This is a genomic window from Marinomonas hwangdonensis (assembly GCF_003721245.1).
Taxonomy (GTDB): Bacteria; Pseudomonadota; Gammaproteobacteria; order Pseudomonadales; family Marinomonadaceae; genus Marinomonas; species Marinomonas hwangdonensis.
On the sequence record NZ_RIZG01000001.1, the window covers coordinates 508,591 to 534,708 of the forward strand.

Consider the following 26,118-nt stretch of genomic DNA (forward strand, 5'->3'; position numbering starts at 1 on the left):
ATCCAGTTATCGTTGTGCTTGATTAGGCACCCACCACGTATGGTGTACTTGGATTCGATTGTGCTATCAGCCCACTTTGCGTAGCAGCTGTAGCGGTTTTGCACGTAGTTAGTCGCTTTAAAAGCGAAAAAGACGAGCAAAAAAATGATTAGGGCTATTGCCCAAACCGGCATTTTTTTAAGGAGTTTCATTTTTATCCTTGGCTGCTTTGGGTTAAGGGTTCGCACTGACGTAGCGGGCACGGCTTTGCCTGCGGGGTAGGGTTTATTGAGGCACCTCCGCATCTAAGCTGCTAAATAGATATTGGTCGTTCTGTGTGGCGCGTCTATGGCTAGCTGCACTCGCGCCTGGCTGTGTTTAGATGGTGAGTTGTTTAACGACGGTCACGCTGGCCGTCTTAGTTAAAAGGTATGTCGTCGTCAAAGTCGTCGAAGTTGGGCGCCTGCTGTGGGCGCTGCTGCTGTGGCGCGGCCTGACGTTGATTGCTGGCTTGGGGTTGGCCTTGTGGCTGATTGAATCCACCTTGTTGTGCACCGCCTTGAGCATTGGCATAACCATTGTTCGGCTGGTTCCCCCATGAGCCGTAGCTTTGCGGCTGAGCCTGCTGGTTATTTTGTTGCTGTGGTCGCTGTTGGTTCTGACCATAGCCGCCTTGCTGTGGCGCTTGACCATAACCGCCTTGTTGCTGATTCCCGCCTTGAGTCCCGCCATCACTACGACTATCAAGCAACTGCATTTCATTTGCTATAATCTCGGTCGTGTAGCGCTTAATGCCGTCTTTTTCCCACTCTCGAGTACGCAAAGAGCCTTCAACATAGACCTTGGTACCTTTCTTGATGAAGTCACCTGCAATCTGACCAAGACGGAAATTACCGCGATCCATGAAAGCGATACGGTGCCATTCCGTTCGTTCTTGCATTTCACCGCTTTGCTTGTCGCGCCAACTTTCTGTTGTTGCTATGTTAACGGTTGCCACGGCTGCGCCTGATGGCATGTAACGAACTTCGGCATCGTTGCCAGCGTTGCCAATCAAGATGACTTTATTCACCCCCCTTGCCATTAGTGCACCTCACTCTTGTTTGGTTTTTGCTTTAAGCGATTGCCTAGTTTGCCGTTAATCGTAAAGCCTCCATGTTTGGCTTGTTGATCACGACCGTGCTGTATTTCATTGCGCTTAATCTTTCCGCCAGCCTTCAAAAAAGCCGCTGTTTGAGCGGCTATCATTTTTTGAAGTTCACGTAATTTGGTGGTTGACCTGTGGTTCATGCTGCACCCCCATGTAACCCCTGTTTTTCTTGCTGAATGCGGTTGTAAATCTCTTCGCGATGAACCGCCACTTCTTTGGGTGCGTTTACGCCAATCCGAACCTGGTTGCCTTTAACGCCTAAAATGGTGACTTCAATTTCTCGGTTGTCACCAAAAACCAATGTCTCTCCAAGTCTTCTCGATAAAATCAACATAGCTAAATTCCTTCTTTAAAATGTGTGGGTTGTGGGTTTAGAACTGGTTCCAGACGTAAACGCGACCAGAAGCGCCATCGGCAATGGCCACGCGCCCTTGATTTTTTGTCCAAATATCAACGAGGGTACCTTGATTGGCACTGGCAGAAAGAGCCGCCTGAAAAGCTTCCTCTCTCGATGTATGAACTCGATTTAACATTTCCATTGAGCCGTTTGGTGTGAATATCACGTCCACCTGTTCGGCTTGGTGCTGCACTGGCGCTGGTTGCTGCATCGCTCTTAGCTGATGTTCCATTTCACTGATTTTGCGCTGTTCTTCGCTATGATTGCCTTCTGCATAAGGTAGGGCTTCTTTCGCTTGCTTGAGTCGTACCTCTAGCTGCTCTTGCTGTGTTGGTGGTGCGAATCTTTGCGGCACTGGCTCGGCCTGCTGTACGGGTTCTGGCGCGGCTTCTTGTTGTGTCCTTTGTTGTTCTTCTGCCACCTGGCGACGTGTCGCTTCTTCGGTTGCGGCTTGGCGTTTTAGCTCTGAAGTCATCATGTGAGCGAGCTTTCCAGCATAGGATGCTTCAGCATCAAACAAGAAACTTTCAACGTGCTCGCGTGTAAGTGGTGCTTTTAAACCCTCTTTGTAGGATTGGTTTTCAAGTAATAAAAGGCGCTTTTCCGTTTGGTCCTGCAAGCGACGGTTGTTGTCGATTAGTGATTGAAGATCGCGCAAGGTGGCGGCTGTTAGATTGTCCTTATCTGTTAATGCGGTTAGCTTAACTAGCTTATCGATAGGTGCATTGCGGAACTCTTCTTGCACTTCGAGCTGGTCCCAAAGCTCTAGGCGTTTTTCTTCAATAGCATTACGCACAACCACCTTGCGCTCGTCTTCAAACTTTTTGATCTGAGCGGTTAGCTTTTCGCGTGACTCTAAAATCTCGGTTACTATGTCAGCTACCTCTAAGCCAAGGTCGTCAACCGGCTTAGTAACCAGGGCAGCGGCTTCTTTGAATCGATCTTTGAGCGACTTCGCTTGACCATTCAAATCAGCGGCCAATGCTTTGGCGTCTTTCACTGTGTCTACGGTAACAACGAGGTCGTATTTCTTCAGCTCGTTGCGAATGTTTTGGCGGAATTCCTGCAAGTTGAACTGGATTTTTGCAGGGACGGAAGAAAGCAAAACCAACTCAGTAGTTGGCGCTTGGGTTTCGGTTTGTAGTGCTGCGTTAGACATGGCGTGTGCTCCTGATTTTCTAATTGGTTTTCAAGCTGCTTTTAAGGCTTGTACTTTTCGTCTGGCTTTCTTCTTTGCCGCCAAAGTAGTCGCTGACTCTGGCGCCTTGTTTGATGGCGTTGAATACGCCAAAGAGTTCTGTTAAGTCATCAACACTACAGTCATCGACGTTGTGCCCAATGTATGCGGTGATCTGATCGGGGCGGATGCCAAGCTCACCAAATTCCACAATCATCTGACTTATTTTTGAGCTCATGGACTCTGTGTTGTTACCGGCTAGCGTTTTTCTGCATTCGGCCAAACCCATTTCAACGAACGTCTTGGGTACGATCGCCAGAATTCGTCCACGCATTTGCTTGCTCGCTACGTTAGCAATGCGGTTATCAATATCCGCTTGATCGCGCAATGGCTTAGGGCCAGTCTTGGTGTCACGAATGTGCTCGACTGTGATTTGCCGCTTGCTGACATTGTTTTTCTCTTTGTCCCAAGCAAACACCTCAATCTCTGATTTCCCTTTGCTGCGCGACAGTTCACGGTGTCCGTATTCAAAGTTGCCGTAACAGCGAGCTACTTCTTCAGCAAAACGGATAGAGGGGCCACTGCCACGATTAGGAACTGAGTAGAAAGCGGATTTTGCAAAGTCCCAATTTTTGCAGGCTTCAACTAATTCGCTTAACGCTTCACTGTTTGAGCGGGGAAACATCTTGGCTAGTTGAATTTGACCACGGGCCTCAGCAATAGCGCGTTGCTGTTCAATGGCAATCGAACCAGTGTTGGCGCTTTCGTTTTGAGTTTGAGGTGGTGCTTGGTTGAAGGGGTTGGAATGGTTTTGCTGTGCTGTGTTTTGCGGATAGCGACTTTGATCTTGATATATTCCATTACTCATAATCTTCTCACTTCGCCCAACGTGGGCGCTCTAATGTTCGTACATGCAGCCAATCGTCGTTACGTCGGCAGTGGGAGTAGGTTTCGAGGTTTTCACGGTATTTTTCGTGCCCAATCTCTTTCCATTCGTCGGGAAGCTGCACCACTTCAACCTCATATTTTCCTGCGCCTACTGTGTCGCTGACACAGAGAAACCAGAATTCAGGCTTCACACCAAAGTGCTGCTCGTAACCGTCGCAATACATAGCGTCTTGAACGTAGTAGCGGAACTCCTCAGCGTGTTTTTCAAACCGATCCAATCCCGCTACCTTTTTAACGTCGACGATAATAGGGCGACCGTTGAAATCTATTACTCGGTCTGGGCGCACTCGGCAGCGCTCGCCAGTGCCTTTGTCTTGCCAGAATATCGACGCCTCGTTATAGCCATCTGCCTCGAAAATCATTCTTGCAACGGGGTGGGCAAACACAGATTCACGCATAATTTGAAGCTTTCGGTTTTCATCAAAAGTCATGATGGTGCGATCGGCATTTTCCTCTTTGAATTGTGCCCATATTGCCTTGTCTGCGTTGGTGCGTAGGTTTAACTCTGGCGCGATAACAAATTGCTCGTTGAACTTTTCCGGCTCTAAAAGCAGGGTGTGAACAGCAGTGCCAAAATCGAGCGGCTTTTCTTTCTCAACATCGCGAGGTGCATTCTTTGACCAAATCAACTGACTTGGGTTTTCGTCGATCAAATCCAAGCCGGACTTTGAAATGCTGTCATCGCGGTGGTAATCGCGATTGCTGAGGTCGTAGTAAATGCCTGGTGCAATGGCTGACGTAGTTCGAGGTTCAACGTACAGTGTGTCTTCATCTTCGAAGTCATCAAACTGTGGCGCCTGAAAATGTGTAGCTTGCGAAAGAGGTAATTCGGTTTGCGTATGAGCGTCACCGAATAAGTCAAACGGGTTTTGTTGTATTGCGTTCATAAGATTGGCTCCTTCCGTCCCTTTAAGCAGGAAAGTTAAAATTCATCGAGTAGCGGTTGAATCGCTTCTCTTACATTGCGTTTCTGATAAACCGCCATTGCTGCCGTACCGACAACCATGAACAGCCAGCCAAAAACAAGCACTAGGCAAAGTCCTAAGACAAAGCCGCCCAGGTAAAAAATATCGGTTAGCATAATGATCTCCTGTGATTTTCTGGCTGCGCACTCATGGAATGCGTACTCAGAAAAACATGGTTAAACATGCCCATCACACCTATCCCCATATTCAGAGGGGGATTCGGTCACAGCTCGCACCTATGGTTTATCGCCTTTCCTGGCAACTTGGTGGTCTTTGCTGGAGCGGTTCGCCGCTTCGATGGAAATAATTGTGTACCATAGATACACAATTGTAAAGTACCAAAAGTACCCTTATCTGCTGTTTTTTTAGAAGCGTATGTATATCAAAAGGTTACAGGCGAAAAAAAACCGCCTCGATGGGCGGTTTCTTATGATGATGTGTTTGTACTGTTTTGGCTTACAGAGGGTTAACGCATTTGAACTCTAGGGTGGCGCTAGCTGATTGCATAAGGCCTGAATCTCGCATTTCTAAGCTACTAGTTTCTACTGATTTGTTTTGTTTGGAACAAAATTCGTTCGCTTCTTGATATGCATCTGCCTTTTCTTCTGCTGCCGAAACAAAGCCAATCTTAGCGCTTTTCACAGATACCATGTATTTATCGGAATCCATCTTAACAACGCCAGTACTTCCGCACGATGCAACTAATAAGCCTGATATCGCAACTAAAAGTAATCGCATTTTTACACTCCTATTTTAATTAAATGTATTTGTATTTATAAAACAACCGAGTACCAAAAAACTCTACCAATAATCCTTATGTCTTTCGCTGCCTCCCCGCTGACTTCTTCATCTTGGTAGTCTGTATTGGCTGAGCGTATTCGCAAACCATTAAAAGGCATTCGGTACAAATACTTTACACGCAACATGCCGCCATGATTGATAGCGTACATCTTGCCATCTTTTATCACTGTATCGGCCGTGTCTAAACCAACCGTGGAGCCATCGGGTAATACAGGTTCCATACTGTCACCGCTTACTTTGCAGCAGGCTGCTTTTGATGGTGCGACGCCTGCACTTGATAGCGTAGAAAGATTAAATCTCATTTGTTGTGTTGCTATTTCGGACACACTGTTAAATCCATTTCCTGCCGATAATTCCACTTCTGTAAAAAACGGCACTTCTACCTCATTTGGGTGTAGTGGATCGAGACTTTCGTATACATCCACATGCCCTAAATCAGTTGAATGCATACTAAGTGAATCATATGCCTGGTTTAGGGGCTTACGTTCTTCGCCATACTCTAGCCAGCTTGTATTTACATTAAAAAATTGAGCTATTTTTCTAATGTGATCCGCCTTCGGTGCATTTTCACCATTTAGCCATTTATTAGCCGCTTTGCGCGTAACCCCAGTTATTTCGCTCAAGCGGGTACCTAAGCCTCTACGCTCAATGTCTCTCTTGATTCTAAGTTCTTCTATGCGCCTGGCTATTGCTTCTGCATGTTCTGACGACATAAAAAATTCCCCAAAAATTATGTGTACCAAATGTTTATTGTTTAACAGGCTTGAGGAAAAGTCAGTCCCCAGTTATTATGGGTACAAAAGGTACACATATAAGGTTTTACGATGACTAGAAGTATCCATGATCAGCTGACCAGTGTTCGTGTAGCGCGAGTCGCAGAAATATGCGGCATCACTCGTAAGGCCGTATACGGCTGGATTGCAAGGGGGCGATTGCCACGCACGGAATACACAAAAGAAACCAACTATGCCGAGAAAATCGAGAAGGCAACAAATGGTTTAGTTACTGCAAAAGAATTATTAAAACCAGCAAAAACGCCCACAGAGGCGGCTTAACCCAAAACAGGAGCTACTTATGCCAGCACCAAAACCGCTAGACCAACAACACATTCACGACTACCGCCCACGCTTCACAGAAGAAGTGCATGGGCAAATCTTACAGCTTACAGCTGAGCTAACTCGGTTAAATGGCAATGAGCCGGTACCCAAGAACGTCGTGTTAAGAGCGTTGGCCGAGCGTCAAATTAGCCGCTTACGCCCAAGCGACCTAAACGAAATCTTAACTGCGATCCATTGCGACTAGAAGGGACCTAATGGGAATTATGAAAAGCCAAACGCAGCCCTGTGTAATTCAGGTAAGTGAAGAATATGCGGAGGTGTTGGATTCGTATGCTGGTGCGACGGATCAGACGCCAACGGAAGCAATGCAGCTGCTTGTTACTGATGGCTTGGATGAAGCTCTACGAGATCAGGGTTTCTTGCTCGATCTCTTGAGTGACTGCCAGGAATTAATGGGTAAAAAAGAGCCAGTCATTCTTCATTAGAGGGACTGGGGGAAAAAGTGAAGCCAATAAAAAAGCCCAGATTCGTGGTCTGGGCTTCTTTCGGCTTTGTATGCAAATAAAACCGTTTTACTAAGGAATTTAGTATGCAAATTAAACAGATGTTTTTCAAGCTAATTCGTAAAGTGTCAGCATTTTTAATGTTTTGGGCGCCATGTTCTTTGGCGTTTAAGGCGCATTTTTGGGCGTGTAAAAAACTGGATCGTCAGCAAGTGACTAAGGCGGTGGTGTTATGAATTCTAACCTTATCAGCTCAGTCATGAGCTCTCCTTTTGATAACACTGAACACAAGATGGTTCTTGCTCAGATGGCATTTGAAGCCGATGAGCAAGGGTTGTGCTATGCAGTGATAGAAAAATTAGGTCCAGTTTGCGGATTAAGTCTAACCAAGACTTTTAAAATAATTGAAGAGCTAAAAGAAAGCGGTTGCTTAGATTTTCAGCATCACGCCAATAAAGTCGTATTTAAGTTGAATGCCGCCCGTATCACAGAAAAAAAGGCTCATTAGCTTTATGCAGTTCTCTATTTACCTTAACCAGCCAAGAGCACAGGAGTGGGGTTTAAACCTCGCTCAAGCTGTGTTTTTCTCCTACTTGTATGAGGCTCAAAGTTGGTGTGATAGCGAGATCATAAATGATCAGGTGTATTACTGGATCAGCAAAGAAAAGGTGATTCAAGAGTTACCAATTCTGTCGGATAAACCAGACACCATTAAGCGCTATTTGAACACATTAGAAACGGCTGGATTGATACTTAGGAAAGTCATCAGTAATCGTATTTTTGTGGCAATAACAGAGAAGGGAAAGCTTTGGAATCGCACCGATAAAACCCCAAAAACCACACAAAAAGAGATCAAACCAAGTAGGGAAAAAAATCCCCCCCTTGGTCCTCAGGTGGGGAAAAATATCCCTACTAAGGGGGGAAATAAATCCCCACTAGGTAGGGAAAAATTTCCCCCATATCAATATACCAATGATCAGCCTACCAATAATCAAATAGATAAAAGTAAACCAAAAGGTTCGGCTAAGCCTTCGGTATTGGAAAAACTCAGCGCTCAATATCCAACGATTGAACATGAATCTATCCAGTTTGCCCTAGACCATCGAGCAGCAAAAAAAGCAGCGATGACCGACCGAGGTTCGAAGCTGTTTTTCGACGAGGTTTTGAATTGTTCGTATGAACTGGGTATCTCGCCAGAGCGGGTTATCGATATCGTGATTAACCGAGATTGGAAGGGGATAAACACCGAGTGGGTGCGCAAGCACTTGATCGACAACGCGCCACCGGCTCAGCAGCAACTAGCGATAGCGCCAAATAACTTAGCGCCAAACAACCGTCAAGGCGTTAACGATGCCCTTGGCAACATCAGCGACACGAATTGGTGAGGTGTTAAATGGGTTTACGGTTTGGAAACGGCTTCGTCAAAGGCATCGCTAAATTCTTTATCTTGAATGTAATTAGGGTTGAGAAGATGAAGATCAGATAAAAGCTCAGCGTTTTTAGATTTGAGTGTTTTTAATTCAGTTTTATAAGAGTGGAGAGAGAAAAATGACCGTACTAGAACTGCTGTTATTCCTGTTATTAACCAAAACAATTGTAGATAACTCAACTCACCTAATAGACGGGCCCCAAGATCTTGAAGAAGATACGAAACTGCCCCCCAAATCAGGACGCCACATAACGTTCGGATATGTTTCTCGGTTTGTATTAATAAATGCTTCATCGGCAACAATATCCTATTCAGTTGTTAAGTTAGGGATGTCTTTAGCTCTAATGCTTGGGATACAGCCGGCCTAGGTTATCGCATATTTATTGATCAAAAAAGTATTTTAAGGGACTCAGGGCAAGGGGCGTAGTGTCCCGAAAAACACGGACATTACGATTTGAATTGCGGGTGAAGTATGAAAGCAGCAAAAGCGGATATCACAATAGAAATCATAGGCGAGTCAGATAAAGCCACCAAGATGACGCAGGCTTGGGAGTTGGTTTGTAAGGCAGTGAAGGCAAACGAATCTTTGGGTCCTGTCATCCTCAAGTTAGGTCGAAAAAAGAGAAATAACGGTCAGAACGCAAGACTGTGGGCAACGCTCACAGACGTGGCTACACAGTTAGATTGGTATGGCGAGAAGTTATCACAAGAGGATTGGAAACACGTTTTTACCGCTGCACTGAAAAAGCAAAAGGCGGTACCGGGTATCGATGGCGGTTTTGTGGTTCTGGCCACACACACAAGCAGTATGAATAAAACCGAGTTTAGCGAATTACTCGAGTTAATTTATGCGTTTGGTTCAGAGCGTGGAGTGCGTTGGAGTGACCCAGTTATGAAGTATTACGAAGAGTTGGGGCTAGTCGCGTGAAAGTACGATCGGAAGCAATACGCAAAAGTGCGCGGGGCCAAGATTGCGCACTCAGAATACCAGGTCATTGTAATTTCGATCCAGAGACGACGGTACTGGCCCATGTTGGCAAAAACATTGGCATGTCGATGAAGTGCGATGACAGCTTTGCTGTTTATGCATGCTCAGGGTGTCATGATGCAATCGATGGTCGAACTACCGTGCTCGATAGAGGGACTCAAGCCTTATACATTCTTGATGCGCTCGAACAAACACAAAACCACCTGATTCAAGCCGGTTTAATTTCGGTTAAGGGGCAAAAATGAAATACGGTCGTGAAGTGACGTTTAGCATTCCTGAAGCATCGATTCTGCTCAATGTGTGGCAGCGGATGCACTGGGCCAAGCGCAAGGCGTATCACGAGTCGCTATGCTGGAGCGTGCGAGCCGCGCTAGAAAGCGAGGGTTACCAGCGCCTAAGTCCCTTTAAGCGGTGCAAGATTGAGATAGATCGCTATTCGTCACAGCTTGGTGACTGGGATGGCGTAATGGGGGGGCTTAAACCTTTATTTGATACGTTAGTCGTCTGCACTAAAACAAACCCCCTTGGCCTTGGCGTCATCGAGGACGACAACCCTGGTTGCATCATCGAATGCCCTGTTATCAGACAGCACAAATCAACACATAAAGCGGCTGCAACAGTCGTGACAATCACAGAAGTATTGGAGGCCTAATGCAGTATTTATCAGCTCGCCAAATGTGGCACGACGCTTTTTATTCTCGCAGTGCAAATGACCAGCTACTAGAGATCAATCGATCTAATGCAAACTTACTTAGACGGAAACAGGTAATGAACGAGACACAGACACGTGGGCCAGCGGATAACTCGTCAAGAGTCATGCACATGGCAAAAGCAGGGCGTGTACAGTCCGAGATCGCGAAGCTGCCAGAACACTTGCAGGCGTTCGGCATGTATTGCTGGGCGCCTAAAGAACAGGACTCTTTACCAACGTACAAACATCACAACGAAATCGCCAACGCTCTTGCTCAAGAAGTAAAAGAGAAGTTCCCCCGCGAATACGCTTACTACACAAGTCGCGTGAGTATCGTTGTCCTGAACGTACTCAAATACGAGTTTGAGCGCGACAAGGGCCGTAAGCCCCAAAACATCGATATTACCTTAGCCGGTGCCATGGCAATGCCAAAAGACAAAGTAAGGGCGCAATGGGGACACATTGTTAAACACATTCGCGGCTGTATTCGGGATATGCAGTTAGCGACCGATTCAGATAAAAACCTATCAATTGGCATATTGCATTTATTAAAAGTGTGGCAAACAAAGACAGGTGCTGAAGCAACAGAAAAACACTCAGTTATTGCAAGCCTTGCTTTGAAGTCATTCGCTCACACCGATCAGTCCTATCTATTCTCGGCAAGTGAAGAGAGAGAACCTGTGACACACACTAAACCACTGTACACGCAAGAATACCTAAGCTGGCGCGTAGGTGTAGCGCAATCGAACTGGAAACGCGATGGCTGGCAAGATGTGTTTGAACAAATGACAGGTGTATTGAATGAGTGGGCGGAAAGTGCGCTTGCAACAATATTAAATGTGAAAGGTCTACCAACCTAACTAGCTATAAATTTTGTATCTAATCAGGTTGATGATGGGGTTAGTAGTTAAGAGGAATGCCCTGTAAGGCATGGGCATTTAAGGATTTTTCAATGGGGGAGCTAGATGTAACCGTTACAACCCTGTGACCCTGCGAAGAAAAGCTTTCAGCATGGCTATTATTGGATAGAGCAACTTTAGACCACGCGTTAATTACATCAGGTGTTAAGTTTTTTAACTCTGACATAGGAATTGTTTCAAAAGAGAATCTAGAAATATATGTGCCGCGATATTTGAAGGCTAGATTCTGATGTGCCAGAATTCGTACGGGTCGTCCGTCTATGCTCGTCATAATTATCGATGCAATGCTTCCCACTGGTATCACTTCCAAACTTGTGTATGTTTGATTACCATTTTTCAGGAAATCATCAATTATTTTGTTAGCATCAGATGGGGAGATATCTGCAAACGATAGTGATGATGTGAACGCTAGAGCTGAGGTAAGTGCAAAGCGGCTAATAGCTATTTTTAAACTTGTCATTAGATTGAGACCCGTATTTTTTTTGAGCTTTATAGATTACAGTTATGATTAGTCGTTAACAAATTTTTTCTGTACGCACTTCCTGTACGCAGTACGCAGGTGCGCACTGCGTATTAGTTTTCATCGTCCCACTCACCGTCTAGTAAATATGGAATTAACTTCATATGAAATTTTTTGGCTTTTTCGGAAAAGAGTGCAGATCCCATTAGTACATCACACCCTCGAATTAAAATGTTGCCGCTGTGATATCTTTTGTCTAATTTTTCTAAGTGCTTCTGAAGTTCTTTTACTTTTGGTCCTAATGTAATGTCTTTTTTCAGTAGAGACCTTAAAGTATTCAAGCTACCTTCGACTGTGTTTATAGCTTTTGTGACCTCCGATGTAGAAAGTCCCTTATGATTTGTAAAAGAATGAAGCCCAGAGTTTCTGTCTAGAAATTCGATTTTGACTATATTTTCAAAATAATTAGATGCTTTTATTAGTTCGTCAGATGCCTCAATGATTATATTAAGGCGCTTCTCTGACTTAATTTGATTTACCCACACACTACCCTTAATCCAACCAAAAACCAGCAGGCCAACTGTACCGAATCCGGCAAGAAGAGAGCCAATAGATGCTGCAATATCCCAACCACTTTTCTCTGTCTCAAGCTTAGCTTTGAAACCTATGTCCCAGTCGATAGCAATACCAAGGCCAAAGAGTAGGCCTAATGTAAGAAGAAAGTATGGATATGCTTGTTTATGTATGGGGAGTCGTTCCTTGATGGTCATTCCGATCCTTAGTTAGGTAACAGTTTGTTTAGATGTCTTGAACTTTATCACGCAGTGCGGCTAAACTGGTAACTCAAAGTGTTAGTTCAAGGAGGAACACATGGAACAACTCAAGCAATTGCTCGACAACTTAGAGCTCATTTCATTTCAAGACATCTCAGAGATCCCCGAAGACAAGCAGCATGAAGTGGCCGATGCTATTGAGCATTTGCAGGACTTATCAAGATCGTTATTAAGGAAAGGGGAAGAAAATGAAAAGTGAATCTTTTTCAGTACAATTTAAAAAAAGGTACGAGATTTTTTCCCAGGAAGTCTGTGAGGAAAGGCGTCATTTTTTTTCTGATGAAACGAAATCTTTTTTAGGCGATTTATACAAATATTTAGCGCAATACGTTGAGGTGATTGAGGAGGGTTCTGAATATTTTAGAGCTCGTGTGCATGATTTTGATGTTTTGAGTTCAACTTATATAAAAACGGCTCACCCAAGGTCTGGCATGAAGCCAGTAGGTAACATAAGATCTCTTGGAAGGATGAACTCATATAATGTTAACGTATTATATTTAGCCGAGACTCCTGAAATAGCTATTTCTGAAAGTCGAGCACCGACTGATGCCGCTATAAGTGTAGGCACTTTTAAAACCACTCGCTCTCTTAGAGTGATAAACCTGTCCAAAGAAATGAATGCTTATCACTATTTCTTTGCACCATTAGAAGAAAATCCACTATTCACTTTGAGTGATCTTTTATCAAAACCATTAGATAATGAGCAACACAAAGGAAGAGAGTATATCCCCACTCAAGTGATATCAGAATTTCTTCACAGGGAATGTGAACTAGATGGAGTTATTTATAAAAGCCAGTTCTCGGCTTATGATTACAATAAAGTAAATGCAGAAGCAGTTATATCGCTAGATTCGCTAGGTCTAAGTGGTAGAAATATTTGCCTATTTGATGTTGATAGTGCTGAATGTGGTGAAATTAATATATGGAAACTGGTACGAAGAATAAACCTCTGTCAAAAACAAGCTTGACACCGTGATAAGAAAAAACTAACCTTTTTCCCATAGTCCAAAACTCTGTAAAAACCTCGCTTCGGCGGGGTTTTTGCGTTTCTGGCCCTCCATTTTTGAATCTGACTGGCATAGTCAGCTCCATTGCCGCCCACGTTTTTAGCGTGAGGCGGCTTTTTTATTTCTAGGAATACTCATGAGCTCAAACGATCCCCTATTACATGCGTTACATCAGCAGCGTGAGGAATCGCGCGAGCAGTTTACTGAATTGCGTGCTGCAACAGCAGAGCTTACTAAATCTGTGTCGAGCTTTGGTGCATTGGTTGCTAGGTCTGAGGAACGTCATTTGCGACAAGACGATGGTTTAAAGCGAATGGGCAAGCAGCTGGACGACCATGAGTTACGTTTGAGGGTTGTTGAAAGCAGTTCGTCAACTCAAAAAGCCTATGTCTCAGGCGGCTGGAAAGTGGCCACCGTTGTTGCGGCTTTAGTCTCGTTTGCCGTCGCTATTGGAGATAAGTTTCTATGACAGAAATACCGTTCTTCTCGAAAACAGAGCTTGAGTGCAAAGGCTCGGGCGTGGTCAAGCTTGATCCACATTTTGCCATCATGCTCCCCGCGCTTCGATTGCTGTGGGGCCATCCACTGTCACCAAGTAGTGTTTGTCGCACACCAGAGCACAACGCAAAAGTGGGCGGCCATCCGCGAAGCCTCCATTTGACAGAAAACCCAACGCACAACACAAAAGGCTGTGCCGCTGCTGACATACGCTGGCGCAACTGGGATGACGAGAGAAAGCTAGCGTTTGCGCGACTTGCGTACAGCTTGGGCTTTTCAGTGGGCCTCCATGATGGCTTTTGCCACGTAGACTGGCGGCAATCAGCGAACTTGGAACAATCTTGCTTCTTGTATGGGGCTTGGTCCGGCAGTTTTTACACAAACGAGGTGACATCATGAAAGTAACAATTATCAGAGCTATATTGTATTGGTTTGGCGATTTGCTATTGAAAGCAGCGCTTGACGCAGCAAGCAAGCGAGCGCTTAAAAATGCCGTCGACGTTGCGGAAAAATCAGGCGGGAAAGGTCAGCAAAAAATGGTAGTAGCGCTGGACTATCTGAGAAAGCAAGGCACCGAATCGCTCCGGAGCGCGACCGAATCAAAGTTGCGAACGCTCATTGAAGAGCAGCTAGATAGGATTTAGAGCCAGTCGATCTGTTTAAAAAGTAAAAGAGTCTATAAGTCTGCGCCTCAGTCACTAAGTGACTGGGGCGTTTTCTTATGGGGTTTGACAAAAAAGGCATTAATCACAAATGGCTAAGTACGATCTAGACGCAATCGAAGCGGATTACCGCGCTGATTTACTGAGTAACCGTGCGATCTCGACAAAGCACGGCTGCTCGGAAGCGTCTATTCGCAAGTGGGCGTTAAAGTTCGGCTGGCAGAAGGATTTAAGCGGAAAAGTTAAGCAGGCAACAAAGGCCAAGTTGACTAAAACCGTGGCTGAGACTAGCCCAAAAGCCAAAGAGCGCGAGCCAAACACGCCACTGTCTGATGAAGAGATCGTTGAAGAGGCGAGTAATGTCGCGGTTGACGTGATCACAAAGCATCGAACACGCGCAGCGGAATACCAAGACATTGTTGGAATGTACTCTAAAGAGCTACGCAAGCAGCTAACAAGCGGAAAGCTGACTGTTCAGGCACCCAATGGCGACCCTATTGAGATCGACATTCCGCTCGAATACGTGGGCAAGTGCTTGAACTCGGCAACTCAATCGTTTGAACGTCTCGTTAAGTTAGAGCGACAAGCTTACAACTTGGACGATCAGCAAGACTCCAGTTACGAGGATGATTTAGAAGCATTGTCCGAAGGTTTGTAAGTCATGGCAATGGATCGGGCGGAAAGGCGGAGGCTCATAAAAGAGCTACGCAAAGACTATAAGGTTTTCGCCAAGCGCTGCTTAAAGATCAAGATCAAGGCGGGTGAGATCTCGCCTTTTGAGTTTAATGCCGCACAAGATCACATACACAGCGAGATCGAGGACCAACTTAAACGCATTGGTAAAGTGCGTAAAGTCTTACTCAAGGGTAGGCAGCAAGGTGGCTCCACTTATGTCGCTGGCCGTTACTACAAGAAGGTAACGGAAACTAAAGGTTTCAGCGCATTCATTCTTTCGCACGAGACAAAGACAACAGGCCGCCTGTTTGAAATGATCCAGCGGTACCACAAACACTGCAATCCATTACTCAGGCCGCGAGCTGGTCGAGACTCAGCACAGGGAATGAATTTTCCTAAGTTGGATAGTGGTTTCGAGCTGGCAACGGCAGGTAACAAAGAGACAGGGCGTGGTTTTACTTCTCAGTTATTCCACGGCTCGGAAGTAGCTTTCTGGCCCAACGCAGATGCCATCCTTGCGGGTATCTTGCAAACATTGCCCGATGTGCCTGGCTCCGAGGTCGTTTTAGAGTCCACGGCCAACGGGGCTGGCGGGATATTTTACGAATACGTGCAAGATGCGTTAGCGGGTAACGGTGAATATGAGTTGATTTTCGTGCCTTGGTATTGGCAACCGGAATACCGAGCGAACGCACCAAAAGACTTTGAGCGCACGGAAGAAGAAGATCATCTAGTCAAGCTATGCCGCAACCATCCAGACGGCCCCAAGTACAGCCATACCCTGACAAACGATCAGCTAATGTGGCGTCGCAACAAGGTCTACGAGTTAAAAAGCCGCGACAAATTCAAGCAAGAGTATCCGTGTTACATAAAAGAGGCATTTCTCTTCTCAGGTCGTCCGGTATTTGACCCGAACCACACAGAAGCCGCTTTCGCTGACTGCAAAATACCGATAGCGAGATACAGAGTCACCCCCGAAACAGGGCGGATGAGCCTGAATGCCGAGGGTGAGTTTACAGTCTGGGAGCGAGCACAGGCTGGAAAGCATTACGCAATTGGGGCCGACGTTGCCGAAGGTTTAGAGAATGGCGACTACTCAAGCGCTGACGTGCTAAACGAACATGGTGAGCAGGTAGCCCACTGGCGCGGTCACATTGACCCAGACAAATACGGCGAACTGCTTTACCACATTGGCAAACGCTACAACGACGCTTACTTAGGTGTTGAGCGCAATAATCACGGCCTTACAACGCTTACGTCGCTACAAAAAAGCGAGTATCCGAACCTTCACATTGAAGAAGACGTTCAGCGACAAGGCGGTGAAAAGAGCATGAAGCGCATAGGTTGGCTGACAACAAGCAAGACCAAGCCGCTCATCATCGACAATCTAGCCGCCGAACTCAGGGACCACACAAGCGGAATACGCAATAAGGCCACGGTTGACGAGTGCCAAAGCTACGTCATTCACGAAAATGGCAGCTATGGCGCGCAATCCGGCAAGTTTGACGACCGAGTTATGAGTTACGCAATCGCAAAAGAAATGGTCAAACGTATGCCTCGAATCACGATACCGGACAGCACAGTACAAGACATTTACCACACCACACCCGACCAAACCGCAGGCTATTAATGAGCAATCCAACCGATTTTGACGCAGCAGAAACAAATGAAGCGCTAAGCGACGCCTTGGGAACGAAAGTGCGCGGCATGTTTGCGACAGCAGAACGCGAGCGACGCGACTATGAGGACCAGTGGCTTAAAGACTTGCGACAATTCAAGGGCGTTTATGACGATGCTGTTGTTAAGAATATTGCCGACGGTCGAAGCAAAACCTTCATTCGTTTAACACGATCCAAGGTTAAAGCGATGGATTCGCGTTTGATGGACATTCAATTCCCAGCGGGGAGCCAGAAAAACTACCGATTGATGGCGACACCAGTACCAGACATTGACCCAACGCTACGTGAAGAGGTCATAAACGAGTGGATGGCACAGAATGAGGGCCAGACACCGACACCCGAGCAAATAGAAGACGTGGTAAACGACGCAGCAGAAGAGCGTGTGGAAGCCATGATGACTGAAATCGACGACCAGCTAAGCGAACTGAAATACCGCGAAGTCTGCAAAGACGTGATTCACAGCGGCAACTTGTTCGGCACTGGCGTGTTAAAAGGGCCACTGTTTGAGACGCGATTAAAAAAACGCTGGATCAATACAGCAGAAGGCGCGCGCTTGGTAGAACATGAAGAATTAAAGCCCTATTTCGAATTTGTGCCAGTGTGGGACATTTACCCCGACATGAACGCTATGACACTCGAAGACTGCGAGTACATAATTCAGCGACACACCATGTTAGCCAGTGATTTACGCCAGCTTGCGCGACGTGGTGACTTTGATCGACACAAGATATCTGACTACATTGCCGCTAACCGACACGGTGACATGGGCCAGACAAAGAACCATGAGCAGGAATTGCGATGGATTAATGGTAATAAAGACTCTGTATCGACGACCAACAACAAGCAGTATGAAGTATTGGAGTTTTGGGGCTATGTAGACGGCCAAGACCTCATTGATATGGGCGTCGAAGGGATCAGCGACGAAGAAATAGACGAAGAATTTGAAGCAAACGTGTGGGTTTTGGGTAACACAGTCATCAAAGTAGAGCTAAATCAAACGGCCCATGGCACGCGACCATATCATTTTTACTACTTTGAAAAAGACGAAACGGGGATATTTGGCGTCGGTTTGCCATCCATCTTGGCTGACACACAAAGTATGTTTAACGCTGCAATTCGCATGAGCCTTGACAATGCGGCTATTTCAGCAGGCGCACAGTTTGAATTAGATTTGACTGTGCTGGACCTCGCACGAAACCCTGAACCAACTAAAATATTTCCTAATCGCGTATGGCTCCGAACGAAAGCCGCAGCCGATAACAGAAAAGCGCTCACAGTCCACACCATCCCCAACAACACCAATCAATTGCTTAGCCTGGCACAACTCGCCAAAGAGTTAGGCGACGAAACAAGCACCATGCCCAGTTTCATGGGCGGTAACGATCAAAACATTGGTGGTGCAGGCGATACGGCCAGCGGCCTGTCCATGTTAATGGGTGCCGCAGGTATCACAGTAAAAGACGTGGCCCTGAACTTTGATATGGGTGTCACGCAGCCAGCCATGACAGCGCTGTACAACTGGAACATGCAGTTTAACCCCAACCCCGAAATCAAGGGCGATATGGACGTTAAAGCACTCGGTGCCGTGTCACTGGTCGCTAAAGAAATCAAAAGCAGACAATTAACCGAGTTTGCTGTGTCAACTAGCAATCCGATGGATGCGCCATTTGTGGACCGCCAAAAACTACTAGGCGAGCGGGTAAAAGCGCTCGATCTGCCCGAAGACATTCTTTACCCAAAAGAAGATGTCGATCACATACAAATGCTAGAGCAGCAAAACATGCAGCTCACGCAGCAACTACAAGAAATTCAGAAGCAGCTAGGTGTCCCAAATGCCTACTGATGCTTTAGACGACGCACTTAAAAAGCTTGATGCGTCGGAAAACGCGAAACGACTCACCATTGATCTGTTAAAAGCCTCCGTCGAACGGTGGAAAGAAGAAAGCATTGGTGCGTCACAGATTGAAGTGGATCGATACCATGGCGCGATTATTCACACGCGCAACACAATCGAACTGCTCGAACAGAATGTAAAAGGCTTTGAGTTGCAAAACCAAGCCTACACCTGATTGCCCCTCACCAGAGGACAGCAAGCCCCACTATATGTGGGTTTTTTTGTATCTGGATACTACTAACTAGCCCGGAGAAACAGCAATGCCGCAAGAAAATGACGAACTACTGACCGCTGAACAGGAATTTGATAGCGCATGGAGCGATGGCGACGATCACACAGACTACGACGATGAAAGCGAAGGCGATACTTCCGACGAAGCCGCAAGCGACGACATCGAAGACGACGACAGTGTGGCCGAAGAAGCGAATACCGACGATTCAGACGATAGCACTGACGATAAAAGCGACCCCAGCAACAAGGACGAACAGCGTTACAAGTCTTGGGAAGGACGACTGAAAGCGGATGAAGCCCGTTTGAAGAAAGAGCGCGAAGAGTGGGAAGCGCAGCGTAATGCACCGCCAGCCGAGGAAAACCAAAACGAAGACGAACAGGATACCGAAGACGGCCCTGACGAGTTCGAAGACGAGTTTCCAGAAGTAGCGGATTATCTGAAAAAGAAGATAGCGCCAATTCATCAACAATTAACGCAGAGTCAGCAAGAGCAGCAGAGAAAAGCGACCGAGGCGCACTTTAGCCGAATTACGGCCTCGCACCCCGACGCAATAGATGTAGCAAACAGCGAAGACTTTAAAGCGTGGATTGAAGAACAGCCTTACAAAAAAGCAACTGAGTACGTCAAAGTGCAACAAAGCGGCACAGCAGAGCAAGTTATTGCCATGCTCGACGATTTTAAACAAACCTCCAAAAACCATTCTGCTAACTCCCAAAAAATGCCGTCAGGTGTCGTAAAAACCCGACGAACAGCGAAGCCAAGAGGCCGTGTATCGGTGGATGACTTTGATGGCGCATGGGACGAGGCTATTCAGAAATAATAGGAACCCATTATGAAATACGGTGATATTTCCCCACGTACTGCAGCGCATGTATCTAAAGACCTTTTAGAGCGCGGCATACCTTACATGTGCCTTGAGAACTTTGGCCAAAGCAAGCCTTTGGCTGCGAACTCTACGCAGTCCATGACTTTCCGACGCTATGAAGCGCTTGACCCAACGCCAAAAGTGCTTGCAGAAGGTGTCACGCCAACGGGCAACACGCTAACAAAGACTGACGTGACCGTTCAAACTCAGCAGTTTGGTGATTGGATTGAGCTAACCGACGTGATCGAAGATACGCACGAAGACCCTATTTTGTCAGAGTCAACGGAAATCTTGGGCGAGCAAGCTGCCGAAATGATGGAGCTAATTCGTTATGGCGCACTAAAAGCAGGCTCGACTGTGTTTTATGCGGGTACAGGCGTAACCGCACGCGCAAACGTGGCATCTGCAATTAGTCGTGATCTGCAGCGTAAAGTGACCCGATTCTTGAAAGCTCAAAAGGCCAAGAAGATCACTAAGCGCGTGGCGGCATCACCAAACTATGGCACCTCGCCCGTTGCACCAGCGTATGTCGCTATCTGTCACACAGACTTAGAAGGCGATATTCGCGATATGGACGGCTTCGTTGCGGTCGAAGAATACGGCTCAGGCATGACTCCGTTTGAAGGTGAAATTGGTAAAGTAGAAGACGTGCGCTACATTGCATCGCCTATTTTTGCGGCATTTGCTGATGCTGGTGCCACGTCTAGCACCATGCTGTCTACCACGGGTACCAATGCAGACGTTTACCCGATTTTGTTCTTGGGTGCCAACGCTTACGGCATGATCCCGTTCAAGGGCAAACATGCGGTAACGCCAATGGTTGTAAATCCTAAGCCAGCGAATGGCGACCCATTGGGCCAGCGTGGTTCCGTTGGTTGGAAGACTCGCACCGCCACTGTCATCTTGAATGACTTATGGATGGCTCGCGTAGAAGTAACCGCAAGCGTATAACGCAGAAAAGCAAATAAATAAGGCTCACCGATTGGTGGGCCTTTTTTTTCGACTCTTTTTATTAGGTAAAGGTAAACGACCATGGCACACACTAAGACCTCACTAAAATCGCTTACAGAAGCAGAGCTAGTTCAGCTTGGCGCGGACGAATACAACTTGGAGCTTGATACGTCCATGCTAAAAGACGACATCGTAAACGAAATCTGGGACACGATTAAAGCCGCGAAAGATGCGCACAAAGACGCTACAAAAGACTTTGAAGCCGCACCCAGTGAAGACAAAACCAAGGTGACTATCGTTGTCGCCAAGGGCGCAGAAGATGAGCCAGACTATGTGGTCCCTGCAATTAATGGCCGAGTCTGGCAGATTAAGCGCGGTGAAAAAGTAGAAGTGCCTCGCTTTGTGGCCCGACACCTTCAATCATTAACAAAGACCATCTATAAGCCCGTCACCGATGCGAGCGGTAAAGTAGTTGGTAAGCGTGAAGAAGAAGTATCGCGCTACAACGTGCAGGTAGAAATCTAATGGCATCGCTGAGTGAGTTCCGCATAGATATTGCGCCAGATGTGCAGCAGTGTCCAAGCCCTTTTATCGATCGTCAGTTAATTCACGTCGCTATTGAGTTTTGCCGAGATACGAAGATCGCGGAACCGCCAGCACTTAACACCACAGAACTGCCCGATGCGCTAATCGAATACATTGAAGGTATCGCCCACGGTGTGAAATCACGATTGTTTGCCATGCCTGATAAGCCGTGGACCGAGCTAAGTATGGTCGACTATCACAAATTACGCTTCGACGAAGCCAAAGCAGACGCGAAAGCGGCTTACATCATTGGCGAGCAATCCAACCCACTAACCATTGAATCTAAGCCGTTCGGCTTCTAGGCAGGAAACACCATGGCAACCACTAAAGTTGTAAGCATCATCAAGCGGGTGCAAACCGCTGTAAATGACGCAACAGGCATCGTGTGGACGGAAAAAGAGCTATTAGAGCACTTTAACGATGCGATCAGAGATATTGTTTTGCACAGACCCGACGCAAGCGCCATAAACACGGTTTTTAGCTGTAAGGGCAACTCTAGCAAGCAATCTCTGCCTAGCGAAGCGTTAAGGCTTATTGAGATTATTCGCAATGATCAAGGACGTGTCATAACAGAAATTGACCGTTCAACATTAGATGCTACACGCCCAGACTGGCACCAGAGTGAACCAAGCGCATCGATTGAGCATTTTGTGTATGACGAGCGAGACCCAAAGCACTTCTATCTTTATCCGCGACCCGGTGGAGACGTGGCAAATCCGCACATAATTGAGTTGATTTACTCAAGCTGTCCGGAAGAAATAGTGATACCCGAGCAAAGCATTAAAGACGGATCAGATACAACAACGATACCGCTCGACGACACCTACGCTAATGCAATTATCGATTTCATGTTGTCACGCGCATACAGCAAGGACCTTGGCAGCGCAGCAAACGCAAACAGAGCCTCAACCCACTACCAAAAGTACGGCAACGCGCTAGGCGTAAAGCTGCAAGCTGACGCAATGATGATGAAAGAGGGGAAATAAGCGATGAGTTGGCCAACATTTACCGTTGATGTAACGCAAAACAGCAATCAAATTAAGATTTATGGACCTGTTCCAGCAAGCGAGATCCCGGCAGGGTTTGAGGTGATCATAGGCAATGTCAGTAACTTAGAAGTAAGTTATGGCACCGCTATCATGTATGACGGCAGCAACAATCCCTATTCACATCTTTATCTAGTTCGGCCGTATACCGGAACAACAGCGACCAATTTAGAAATGGTGGTCAAACCTACCGGATCGCAATTCAATGATGTGGTTGGCATTTTTCAGAACGGATCGAATCTGCTAAACAACACCATGGAAGGCTACCGACAGTTTGTGGAGGGCACTACCCCTGTTACTTTCCAGCCGTTAGATGAAAACGCTGCCCCCATATCGATTAAGCCGCTTCAGCAAATGAACCAAGAGGCCCAAGCAACGATTGATAGTCAGACTTCTGACTTTAATGCTCTGATGTCTAGTACAACAGAGCGAATTGATGAAGCTCTTGCATCTGCACAGAACTACGCAAACGATACGATCAGCACTCTTAATACGGAAACGTCAGCAGCTATTACCGCTATGGGTAACAGCGTAGAGACTGCGATTGGCACGTTTATGAACGGAGTTGGCAGCTCTTACTATTCAGATACACAGTCTGGCTACGTAACAAAGCCAGAAGAGTTCATTGAAACCAACACGCCAAATACCATAATTGATCCGAATACAGCACCGATTATGGTGGATGGTCGATTGGTTGAAGTTACTGACCAGAATATTGTTTTACCTAGCGCACCATTTGCTTCTGACACTTCGCGTACTGAAACATCATTAGTTACTACTGGTGCGGTTGATAAGGGCGATTTTGTTGTAGTTGATCAGGAATTGGTAACTAACGGTACTTTTGATACTGACACAAGCGGTTGGGGTGGAAGTGCAACATTATCAACTCAAGCTGGTAAGCTTAGTGCTGAGATAACAGCACAATATCAAAACTTTACTCAGAGTCTTGATAGCATAGTTTCAGGTGCTAAATATGTATTGAGCTTTGATTTAATCTCAAATAACGTGAATATTTATATCGGTTTAGGATCTGCCGCATCCTATCCAAGAATTCAACCTCCTAAAAATTTAACGACTGGAAATTATCGTTTCGTATTTACAGCAGCAAGTAATCTTTTGCAATTCATCTCCGATTCATCGATAGGTTTAATCGAGATTGATAACATATCAGTAAAACCCTACCACGACACCTACCAAGCAATTGAGGACGTGCCAACAGCTACCAGCCTTGCAAACACAACGTACTTCCAACCAATCGAAGACGGTATTTCCCGTCAAGACATTGCAGTACATCGAGTCAATAAATCTACTCTTGCTTACGACAAATACGCTTTCAAAGGTACTAAGAAATTCAGTGCAGAGGAAATGTCATTAAAGACACCTGTGATGGATTATTACTTTGGAGGAGCTGACAGCAACGGTTTATGGTCTGATGCTACATATTGGTATGTTCCTATTGCGGCTTTTACTCGTTTTAACGCAGGCGCTTACCATCCTTGGTTTAATGAGTTTGGGACTGCCGTCTATACAAACTCATTAAACGACAACAATACTAGCGCGCTATGGTATAACGGTCATGGATCTTCATTTCCAATCGTAAGTGTGCGTGACAATTTCTTAACATCAAAAGTAAACCAAGCAGCTATATTTAAAGGGGCACTTCCGGGTACGGCAGCCAAGGCACGACCAGATGGAGTGCTTTACGACAAAGTTTACCTCAACCAAACTTTAGACCTTCGACTGAAAGCATACGCTGAATCTAAGCAAGATTTGTTGAATGAAGTTTCTCAGCAGATTGAAAATGGCAGTTACGGGAATGGGATTGAGGGAGCAGTTAGTGGTTACGCTGTTATGGGAATACCTAGTGTAAAAGATCGGACGTATGGCGCAGTTTCATTGGGCGCTTTTTTAAAGAGCATGCTAATTCCAGCATACTCTTATAAAAGTAAAATGTTTGTAATTGGTAACAGCGGCCAGAATTACAAGGTAAACTCAATTAATGCGGATGGGCGCATATGGCTTAGTACCGAATACGGCTTCACCCCATTTGAGGATTTTATTATTGGGGCTTCTTATATATTTTATATAACTAAAGAGTCTAACAACTTATTCCGCAACACAATGCCACACACTGATTTAATAGGAAATCCTGCTAATTATCCTCAGTCTTTAAAAGATCGATTGTCTGCTGGTAAGTCTGTTGTTGGTATGAATCCTTTGTTGGTTGGGCAAGATGGTACTGATTACTCAAGCATGGCATCACCTTTTACCATGACTTTTTCTAAAAAGTTAACCAAATTTCTTTCTACAATCTATTTCCCTAATGATCAAACAACATATGAAGCTAATATTGTTGTAGATGAAACAAATAAAGTAACAAACACTAATCCTATTTCTGGATTACAATATTTTATGATTTTTAACTACACAGCTAAAACCAACTCAGCTATAGAGCCTCAATCTGGTACTACGTTATCTGTATTGCCTAAAGTATTCTCCAGTAACAGCTATTCAATACACCAAGGTGGTAATGCTGTTTATAGTGCTATTGGTAAAGTGCCAGTGAGCAATGCTGCTGATGGGTACGAGCAAAAGGCTTTGGAAAACACAGCATTCACTTGGGACGTTTTAGTAGGCACAAAAAATAAGGACACTATGATAGGTTCTTACCCAGTAGGGACTTTGTTTTACATACCAGACAGCAGCATTTCTGAAAGATCAGGTAGCGATAAACCTGTAGATGGGCATGTTTACAAATTAATTAACTACGAAGGCCAAGAAGTGAGCACGCTGGCGACAAGTGCATTTGGGTATTCTGTTAGGTTTGAAGATTTAGGAGCTGCTTTACTAAAAGCAACCCACTCACAAATATTGCTTAATGGTGCCGTATCACCAGCATCAAAACGCTTCTATGCTCTTAGTGAATTAGATAATGGCCTGGCGTGTCTTGATATGTACAGCCAAGAAATGATCAGCAATGCTGGGGTGTACGATGGCGATAGCGCACAATTCACTCAACTTAGTGACGGAACTTTGCTGGACGATAACGCCAATACGATTATCACCTCTGTACGCTCAATACCGCTTAACTCATTCGTAGGGAGCAAATAATGAACGAGCAAATTGAAAGAATGATTGCCAAAGATAAACCATTAAGTGCTATTAAATTAGTGCTAAAACAGGCAATCGAAGAGGAGAATAAGGCTCAATTTAATTCTGAAATGCTTACTAAATACACTGCGCTATTCACTGTAACGGAATCGTATGTTGAAACGGAGATAAACGACATTGGTGAAGAGGTTGAAATCACCAAGGAGCGGGAAGTTATTCCGGAGGGTACGGTTTCTTTTACTGACTGGCTGAATGAAACGGTGATTGTCACGGAAGGCGTTGAAGAAGTGCGTGACGAAGACGGTATGATGATCACGCCAGCCGTTGAGGAAGCTACTGAATTGGTTCGTCCTTATGTTCCACTGACTGCGGATGAGCTTGAGGCCAGAGCAACAAAGTACCTAGCCCCATTTATTAACAAAAATAAAATCACTGAAGCAAAATCCTATCTGTCCAAAACGGATTGGATAATCGCTAAGATAGCTGAAGCAAATGTAACAGGTGGCGATGTTACTCCATTAACACAACAGTATGCTGATGAGCTGGTTAAGCGCGAAGAGGCTCGCACGACGATCAACGAATTAGAAAGTTAAACCATTGGAAATGTAAATAAGAAC

38 protein-coding genes are annotated in these 26,118 nt (G+C 45.7%); 26 read left to right on the forward strand and 12 right to left on the reverse strand.

Annotation, left to right across the window (positions count from 1 at the left end):
* Positions 1–397: 397 nt before the first annotated feature.
* From ssb to EBI00_RS02385, 9 genes are all read right to left on the reverse strand, one after another.
* On the reverse strand, positions 398–1,060 hold the full coding sequence (ssb, locus tag EBI00_RS02350; protein ID WP_123094303.1) for a single-stranded DNA-binding protein: 663 nt from the start codon (positions 1,058–1,060) through the stop codon (positions 398–400).
* Positions 1,060–1,266: a hypothetical protein gene (locus tag EBI00_RS02355; RefSeq protein WP_123094304.1), complete on the reverse strand. Its 207-nt coding sequence runs from the start codon at positions 1,264–1,266 to the stop codon at positions 1,060–1,062. The genes ssb and EBI00_RS02355 overlap by 1 nt, the downstream gene beginning before the upstream one ends.
* Positions 1,263–1,460, reverse strand: a complete 198-nt coding sequence (gene csrA, locus EBI00_RS02360) for a carbon storage regulator CsrA (protein WP_123094305.1) — start codon at positions 1,458–1,460, stop codon at positions 1,263–1,265. Before csrA ends, EBI00_RS02355 begins: the two co-directional genes overlap by 4 nt.
* A gap of 37 nt (positions 1,461–1,497) precedes the next feature.
* On the reverse strand, positions 1,498–2,682 hold the full coding sequence (locus EBI00_RS02365; protein WP_123094306.1) for a DUF1351 domain-containing protein: 1,185 nt from the start codon (positions 2,680–2,682) through the stop codon (positions 1,498–1,500).
* 19 nt (positions 2,683–2,701) lie between these two features.
* Positions 2,702–3,568, reverse strand: a complete 867-nt coding sequence (locus tag EBI00_RS02370; RefSeq protein WP_123094307.1) for a hypothetical protein — start codon at positions 3,566–3,568, stop codon at positions 2,702–2,704.
* Positions 3,569–3,575: 7 nt separating this feature from the next.
* Entirely contained in the window at positions 3,576–4,535 is a 960-nt protein-coding gene (locus EBI00_RS02375; protein ID WP_123094308.1) for a PD-(D/E)XK nuclease-like domain-containing protein, read from the reverse strand.
* A gap of 35 nt (positions 4,536–4,570) precedes the next feature.
* Complete coding sequence (locus EBI00_RS15950) at positions 4,571–4,729, reverse strand: hypothetical protein (RefSeq protein WP_158600729.1); 159 nt, start codon at positions 4,727–4,729, stop codon at positions 4,571–4,573.
* Between the two features lie 340 nt (positions 4,730–5,069).
* The gene (locus EBI00_RS02380) at positions 5,070–5,351 is read right to left on the reverse strand and encodes a hypothetical protein (RefSeq protein ID WP_206612539.1); all 282 of its coding nucleotides are present in this window, start codon (positions 5,349–5,351) and stop codon (positions 5,070–5,072) included.
* Positions 5,352–5,386: 35 nt separating this feature from the next.
* Positions 5,387–6,127, reverse strand: coding sequence for a LexA family transcriptional regulator (locus EBI00_RS02385; protein ID WP_123094309.1), 741 nt, complete (start codon positions 6,125–6,127; stop codon positions 5,387–5,389).
* A 111-nt stretch (positions 6,128–6,238) separates the two neighbouring features.
* Between EBI00_RS02385 and EBI00_RS02390 the strand changes: the two genes are divergently transcribed.
* The 6 genes from EBI00_RS02390 (at position 6,239) to EBI00_RS02410 (ending at position 8,360) form a co-directional block, all read left to right on the forward strand.
* On the forward strand, positions 6,239–6,469 hold the full coding sequence (locus tag EBI00_RS02390; protein WP_123094310.1) for a helix-turn-helix domain-containing protein: 231 nt from the start codon (positions 6,239–6,241) through the stop codon (positions 6,467–6,469).
* A 19-nt stretch (positions 6,470–6,488) separates the two neighbouring features.
* Positions 6,489–6,716 (forward strand): hypothetical protein, encoded by a 228-nt coding sequence (locus EBI00_RS02395; protein WP_123094311.1) that lies wholly within the window; start codon positions 6,489–6,491, stop codon positions 6,714–6,716.
* 19 nt (positions 6,717–6,735) lie between these two features.
* Positions 6,736–6,957, forward strand: a complete 222-nt coding sequence (locus tag EBI00_RS02400; protein ID WP_148039062.1) for a hypothetical protein — start codon at positions 6,736–6,738, stop codon at positions 6,955–6,957.
* Positions 6,958–7,061: 104 nt separating this feature from the next.
* Positions 7,062–7,211, forward strand: coding sequence for a hypothetical protein (locus EBI00_RS15955; RefSeq protein ID WP_158600730.1), 150 nt, complete (start codon positions 7,062–7,064; stop codon positions 7,209–7,211).
* Entirely contained in the window at positions 7,208–7,483 is a 276-nt protein-coding gene (locus tag EBI00_RS02405; protein WP_123094313.1) for a hypothetical protein, read from the forward strand. Before EBI00_RS15955 ends, EBI00_RS02405 begins: the two co-directional genes overlap by 4 nt.
* A gap of 4 nt (positions 7,484–7,487) precedes the next feature.
* The gene (locus EBI00_RS02410; protein ID WP_123094314.1) at positions 7,488–8,360 is read left to right on the forward strand and encodes a hypothetical protein; all 873 of its coding nucleotides are present in this window, start codon (positions 7,488–7,490) and stop codon (positions 8,358–8,360) included.
* A 14-nt stretch (positions 8,361–8,374) separates the two neighbouring features.
* On the opposite strand, the gene EBI00_RS02415 is transcribed toward EBI00_RS02410, so the two are convergent.
* On the reverse strand, positions 8,375–8,698 hold the full coding sequence (locus tag EBI00_RS02415) for a hypothetical protein (protein WP_123094315.1): 324 nt from the start codon (positions 8,696–8,698) through the stop codon (positions 8,375–8,377).
* A gap of 178 nt (positions 8,699–8,876) precedes the next feature.
* Here EBI00_RS02415 and EBI00_RS02420 point away from each other — a divergent pair, with 178 nt between their 5' ends.
* The 4 genes from EBI00_RS02420 to EBI00_RS02435 are packed head-to-tail and all read left to right on the forward strand — an operon-like array spanning position 8,877 to position 10,943.
* A complete protein-coding gene (locus tag EBI00_RS02420) occupies positions 8,877–9,332 on the forward strand; it encodes a recombination protein NinB (RefSeq protein WP_206612540.1) in 456 nt (151 codons plus the stop codon).
* Positions 9,329–9,637: a DUF1364 domain-containing protein gene (locus EBI00_RS02425; RefSeq protein WP_123094316.1), complete on the forward strand. Its 309-nt coding sequence runs from the start codon at positions 9,329–9,331 to the stop codon at positions 9,635–9,637. Before EBI00_RS02420 ends, EBI00_RS02425 begins: the two co-directional genes overlap by 4 nt.
* The gene (locus EBI00_RS02430; RefSeq protein ID WP_123094317.1) at positions 9,634–10,044 is read left to right on the forward strand and encodes a hypothetical protein; all 411 of its coding nucleotides are present in this window, start codon (positions 9,634–9,636) and stop codon (positions 10,042–10,044) included. The genes EBI00_RS02425 and EBI00_RS02430 overlap by 4 nt, the downstream gene beginning before the upstream one ends.
* A complete protein-coding gene (locus tag EBI00_RS02435) occupies positions 10,044–10,943 on the forward strand; it encodes a hypothetical protein (protein ID WP_123094318.1) in 900 nt (299 codons plus the stop codon). The genes EBI00_RS02430 and EBI00_RS02435 overlap by 1 nt, the downstream gene beginning before the upstream one ends.
* Before the next feature lie 40 nt (positions 10,944–10,983).
* Here the strand turns inward: EBI00_RS02435 and EBI00_RS15905 are convergent, their stop codons facing one another.
* A complete protein-coding gene (locus tag EBI00_RS15905; RefSeq protein WP_148039063.1) occupies positions 10,984–11,463 on the reverse strand; it encodes a hypothetical protein in 480 nt (159 codons plus the stop codon).
* 113 nt (positions 11,464–11,576) lie between these two features.
* On the reverse strand, positions 11,577–12,233 hold the full coding sequence (locus EBI00_RS02440) for a hypothetical protein (protein WP_123094319.1): 657 nt from the start codon (positions 12,231–12,233) through the stop codon (positions 11,577–11,579).
* Positions 12,234–12,333: 100 nt separating this feature from the next.
* Between EBI00_RS02440 and EBI00_RS16040 the strand changes: the two genes are divergently transcribed.
* From EBI00_RS16040 to EBI00_RS02515, 16 genes are all read left to right on the forward strand, one after another.
* Complete coding sequence (locus tag EBI00_RS16040) at positions 12,334–12,495, forward strand: hypothetical protein (protein ID WP_174714883.1); 162 nt, start codon at positions 12,334–12,336, stop codon at positions 12,493–12,495.
* Positions 12,485–13,264 (forward strand): RES family NAD+ phosphorylase, encoded by a 780-nt coding sequence (locus tag EBI00_RS02445; protein WP_123094320.1) that lies wholly within the window; start codon positions 12,485–12,487, stop codon positions 13,262–13,264. The genes EBI00_RS16040 and EBI00_RS02445 overlap by 11 nt, the downstream gene beginning before the upstream one ends.
* A gap of 175 nt (positions 13,265–13,439) precedes the next feature.
* Positions 13,440–13,772, forward strand: a complete 333-nt coding sequence (locus tag EBI00_RS02450) for a hypothetical protein (RefSeq protein WP_123094321.1) — start codon at positions 13,440–13,442, stop codon at positions 13,770–13,772.
* On the forward strand, positions 13,769–14,200 hold the full coding sequence (locus EBI00_RS02455; RefSeq protein WP_123094322.1) for a D-Ala-D-Ala carboxypeptidase family metallohydrolase: 432 nt from the start codon (positions 13,769–13,771) through the stop codon (positions 14,198–14,200). The genes EBI00_RS02450 and EBI00_RS02455 overlap by 4 nt, the downstream gene beginning before the upstream one ends.
* Positions 14,197–14,445 carry a hypothetical protein gene (locus EBI00_RS02460; RefSeq protein ID WP_123094323.1) on the forward strand — a complete coding sequence of 83 codons (249 nt, stop codon included), beginning with the start codon at positions 14,197–14,199 and terminating at the stop codon, positions 14,443–14,445. The genes EBI00_RS02455 and EBI00_RS02460 overlap by 4 nt, the downstream gene beginning before the upstream one ends.
* A gap of 109 nt (positions 14,446–14,554) precedes the next feature.
* Entirely contained in the window at positions 14,555–15,121 is a 567-nt protein-coding gene (locus EBI00_RS02465; RefSeq protein WP_123094324.1) for a hypothetical protein, read from the forward strand.
* A gap of 3 nt (positions 15,122–15,124) precedes the next feature.
* The gene (locus EBI00_RS02470) at positions 15,125–16,768 is read left to right on the forward strand and encodes a terminase large subunit (RefSeq protein ID WP_123094325.1); all 1,644 of its coding nucleotides are present in this window, start codon (positions 15,125–15,127) and stop codon (positions 16,766–16,768) included.
* On the forward strand, positions 16,768–18,660 hold the full coding sequence (locus EBI00_RS02475; RefSeq protein ID WP_123094326.1) for a portal protein: 1,893 nt from the start codon (positions 16,768–16,770) through the stop codon (positions 18,658–18,660). Before EBI00_RS02470 ends, EBI00_RS02475 begins: the two co-directional genes overlap by 1 nt.
* The gene (locus EBI00_RS02480; RefSeq protein WP_123094327.1) at positions 18,650–18,886 is read left to right on the forward strand and encodes a hypothetical protein; all 237 of its coding nucleotides are present in this window, start codon (positions 18,650–18,652) and stop codon (positions 18,884–18,886) included. The genes EBI00_RS02475 and EBI00_RS02480 overlap by 11 nt, the downstream gene beginning before the upstream one ends.
* 85 nt (positions 18,887–18,971) lie before the next feature.
* Complete coding sequence (locus EBI00_RS02485; RefSeq protein ID WP_123094328.1) at positions 18,972–19,763, forward strand: hypothetical protein; 792 nt, start codon at positions 18,972–18,974, stop codon at positions 19,761–19,763.
* A 12-nt stretch (positions 19,764–19,775) separates the two neighbouring features.
* Positions 19,776–20,759, forward strand: a complete 984-nt coding sequence (locus EBI00_RS02490; protein ID WP_123094329.1) for a N4-gp56 family major capsid protein — start codon at positions 19,776–19,778, stop codon at positions 20,757–20,759.
* 81 nt (positions 20,760–20,840) lie between these two features.
* The gene (locus EBI00_RS02495) at positions 20,841–21,284 is read left to right on the forward strand and encodes a hypothetical protein (protein ID WP_123094330.1); all 444 of its coding nucleotides are present in this window, start codon (positions 20,841–20,843) and stop codon (positions 21,282–21,284) included.
* Complete coding sequence (locus tag EBI00_RS02500; RefSeq protein ID WP_123094331.1) at positions 21,284–21,646, forward strand: hypothetical protein; 363 nt, start codon at positions 21,284–21,286, stop codon at positions 21,644–21,646. Before EBI00_RS02495 ends, EBI00_RS02500 begins: the two co-directional genes overlap by 1 nt.
* A gap of 12 nt (positions 21,647–21,658) precedes the next feature.
* Positions 21,659–22,330, forward strand: a complete 672-nt coding sequence (locus EBI00_RS02505; RefSeq protein WP_123094332.1) for a phage adaptor protein — start codon at positions 21,659–21,661, stop codon at positions 22,328–22,330.
* Between the two features lie 3 nt (positions 22,331–22,333).
* Entirely contained in the window at positions 22,334–25,501 is a 3,168-nt protein-coding gene (locus EBI00_RS02510; RefSeq protein WP_123094333.1) for a hypothetical protein, read from the forward strand.
* Positions 25,501–26,094 carry a hypothetical protein gene (locus tag EBI00_RS02515; RefSeq protein ID WP_123094334.1) on the forward strand — a complete coding sequence of 198 codons (594 nt, stop codon included), beginning with the start codon at positions 25,501–25,503 and terminating at the stop codon, positions 26,092–26,094. Before EBI00_RS02510 ends, EBI00_RS02515 begins: the two co-directional genes overlap by 1 nt.
* Positions 26,095–26,118 lie beyond the last annotated feature (24 nt).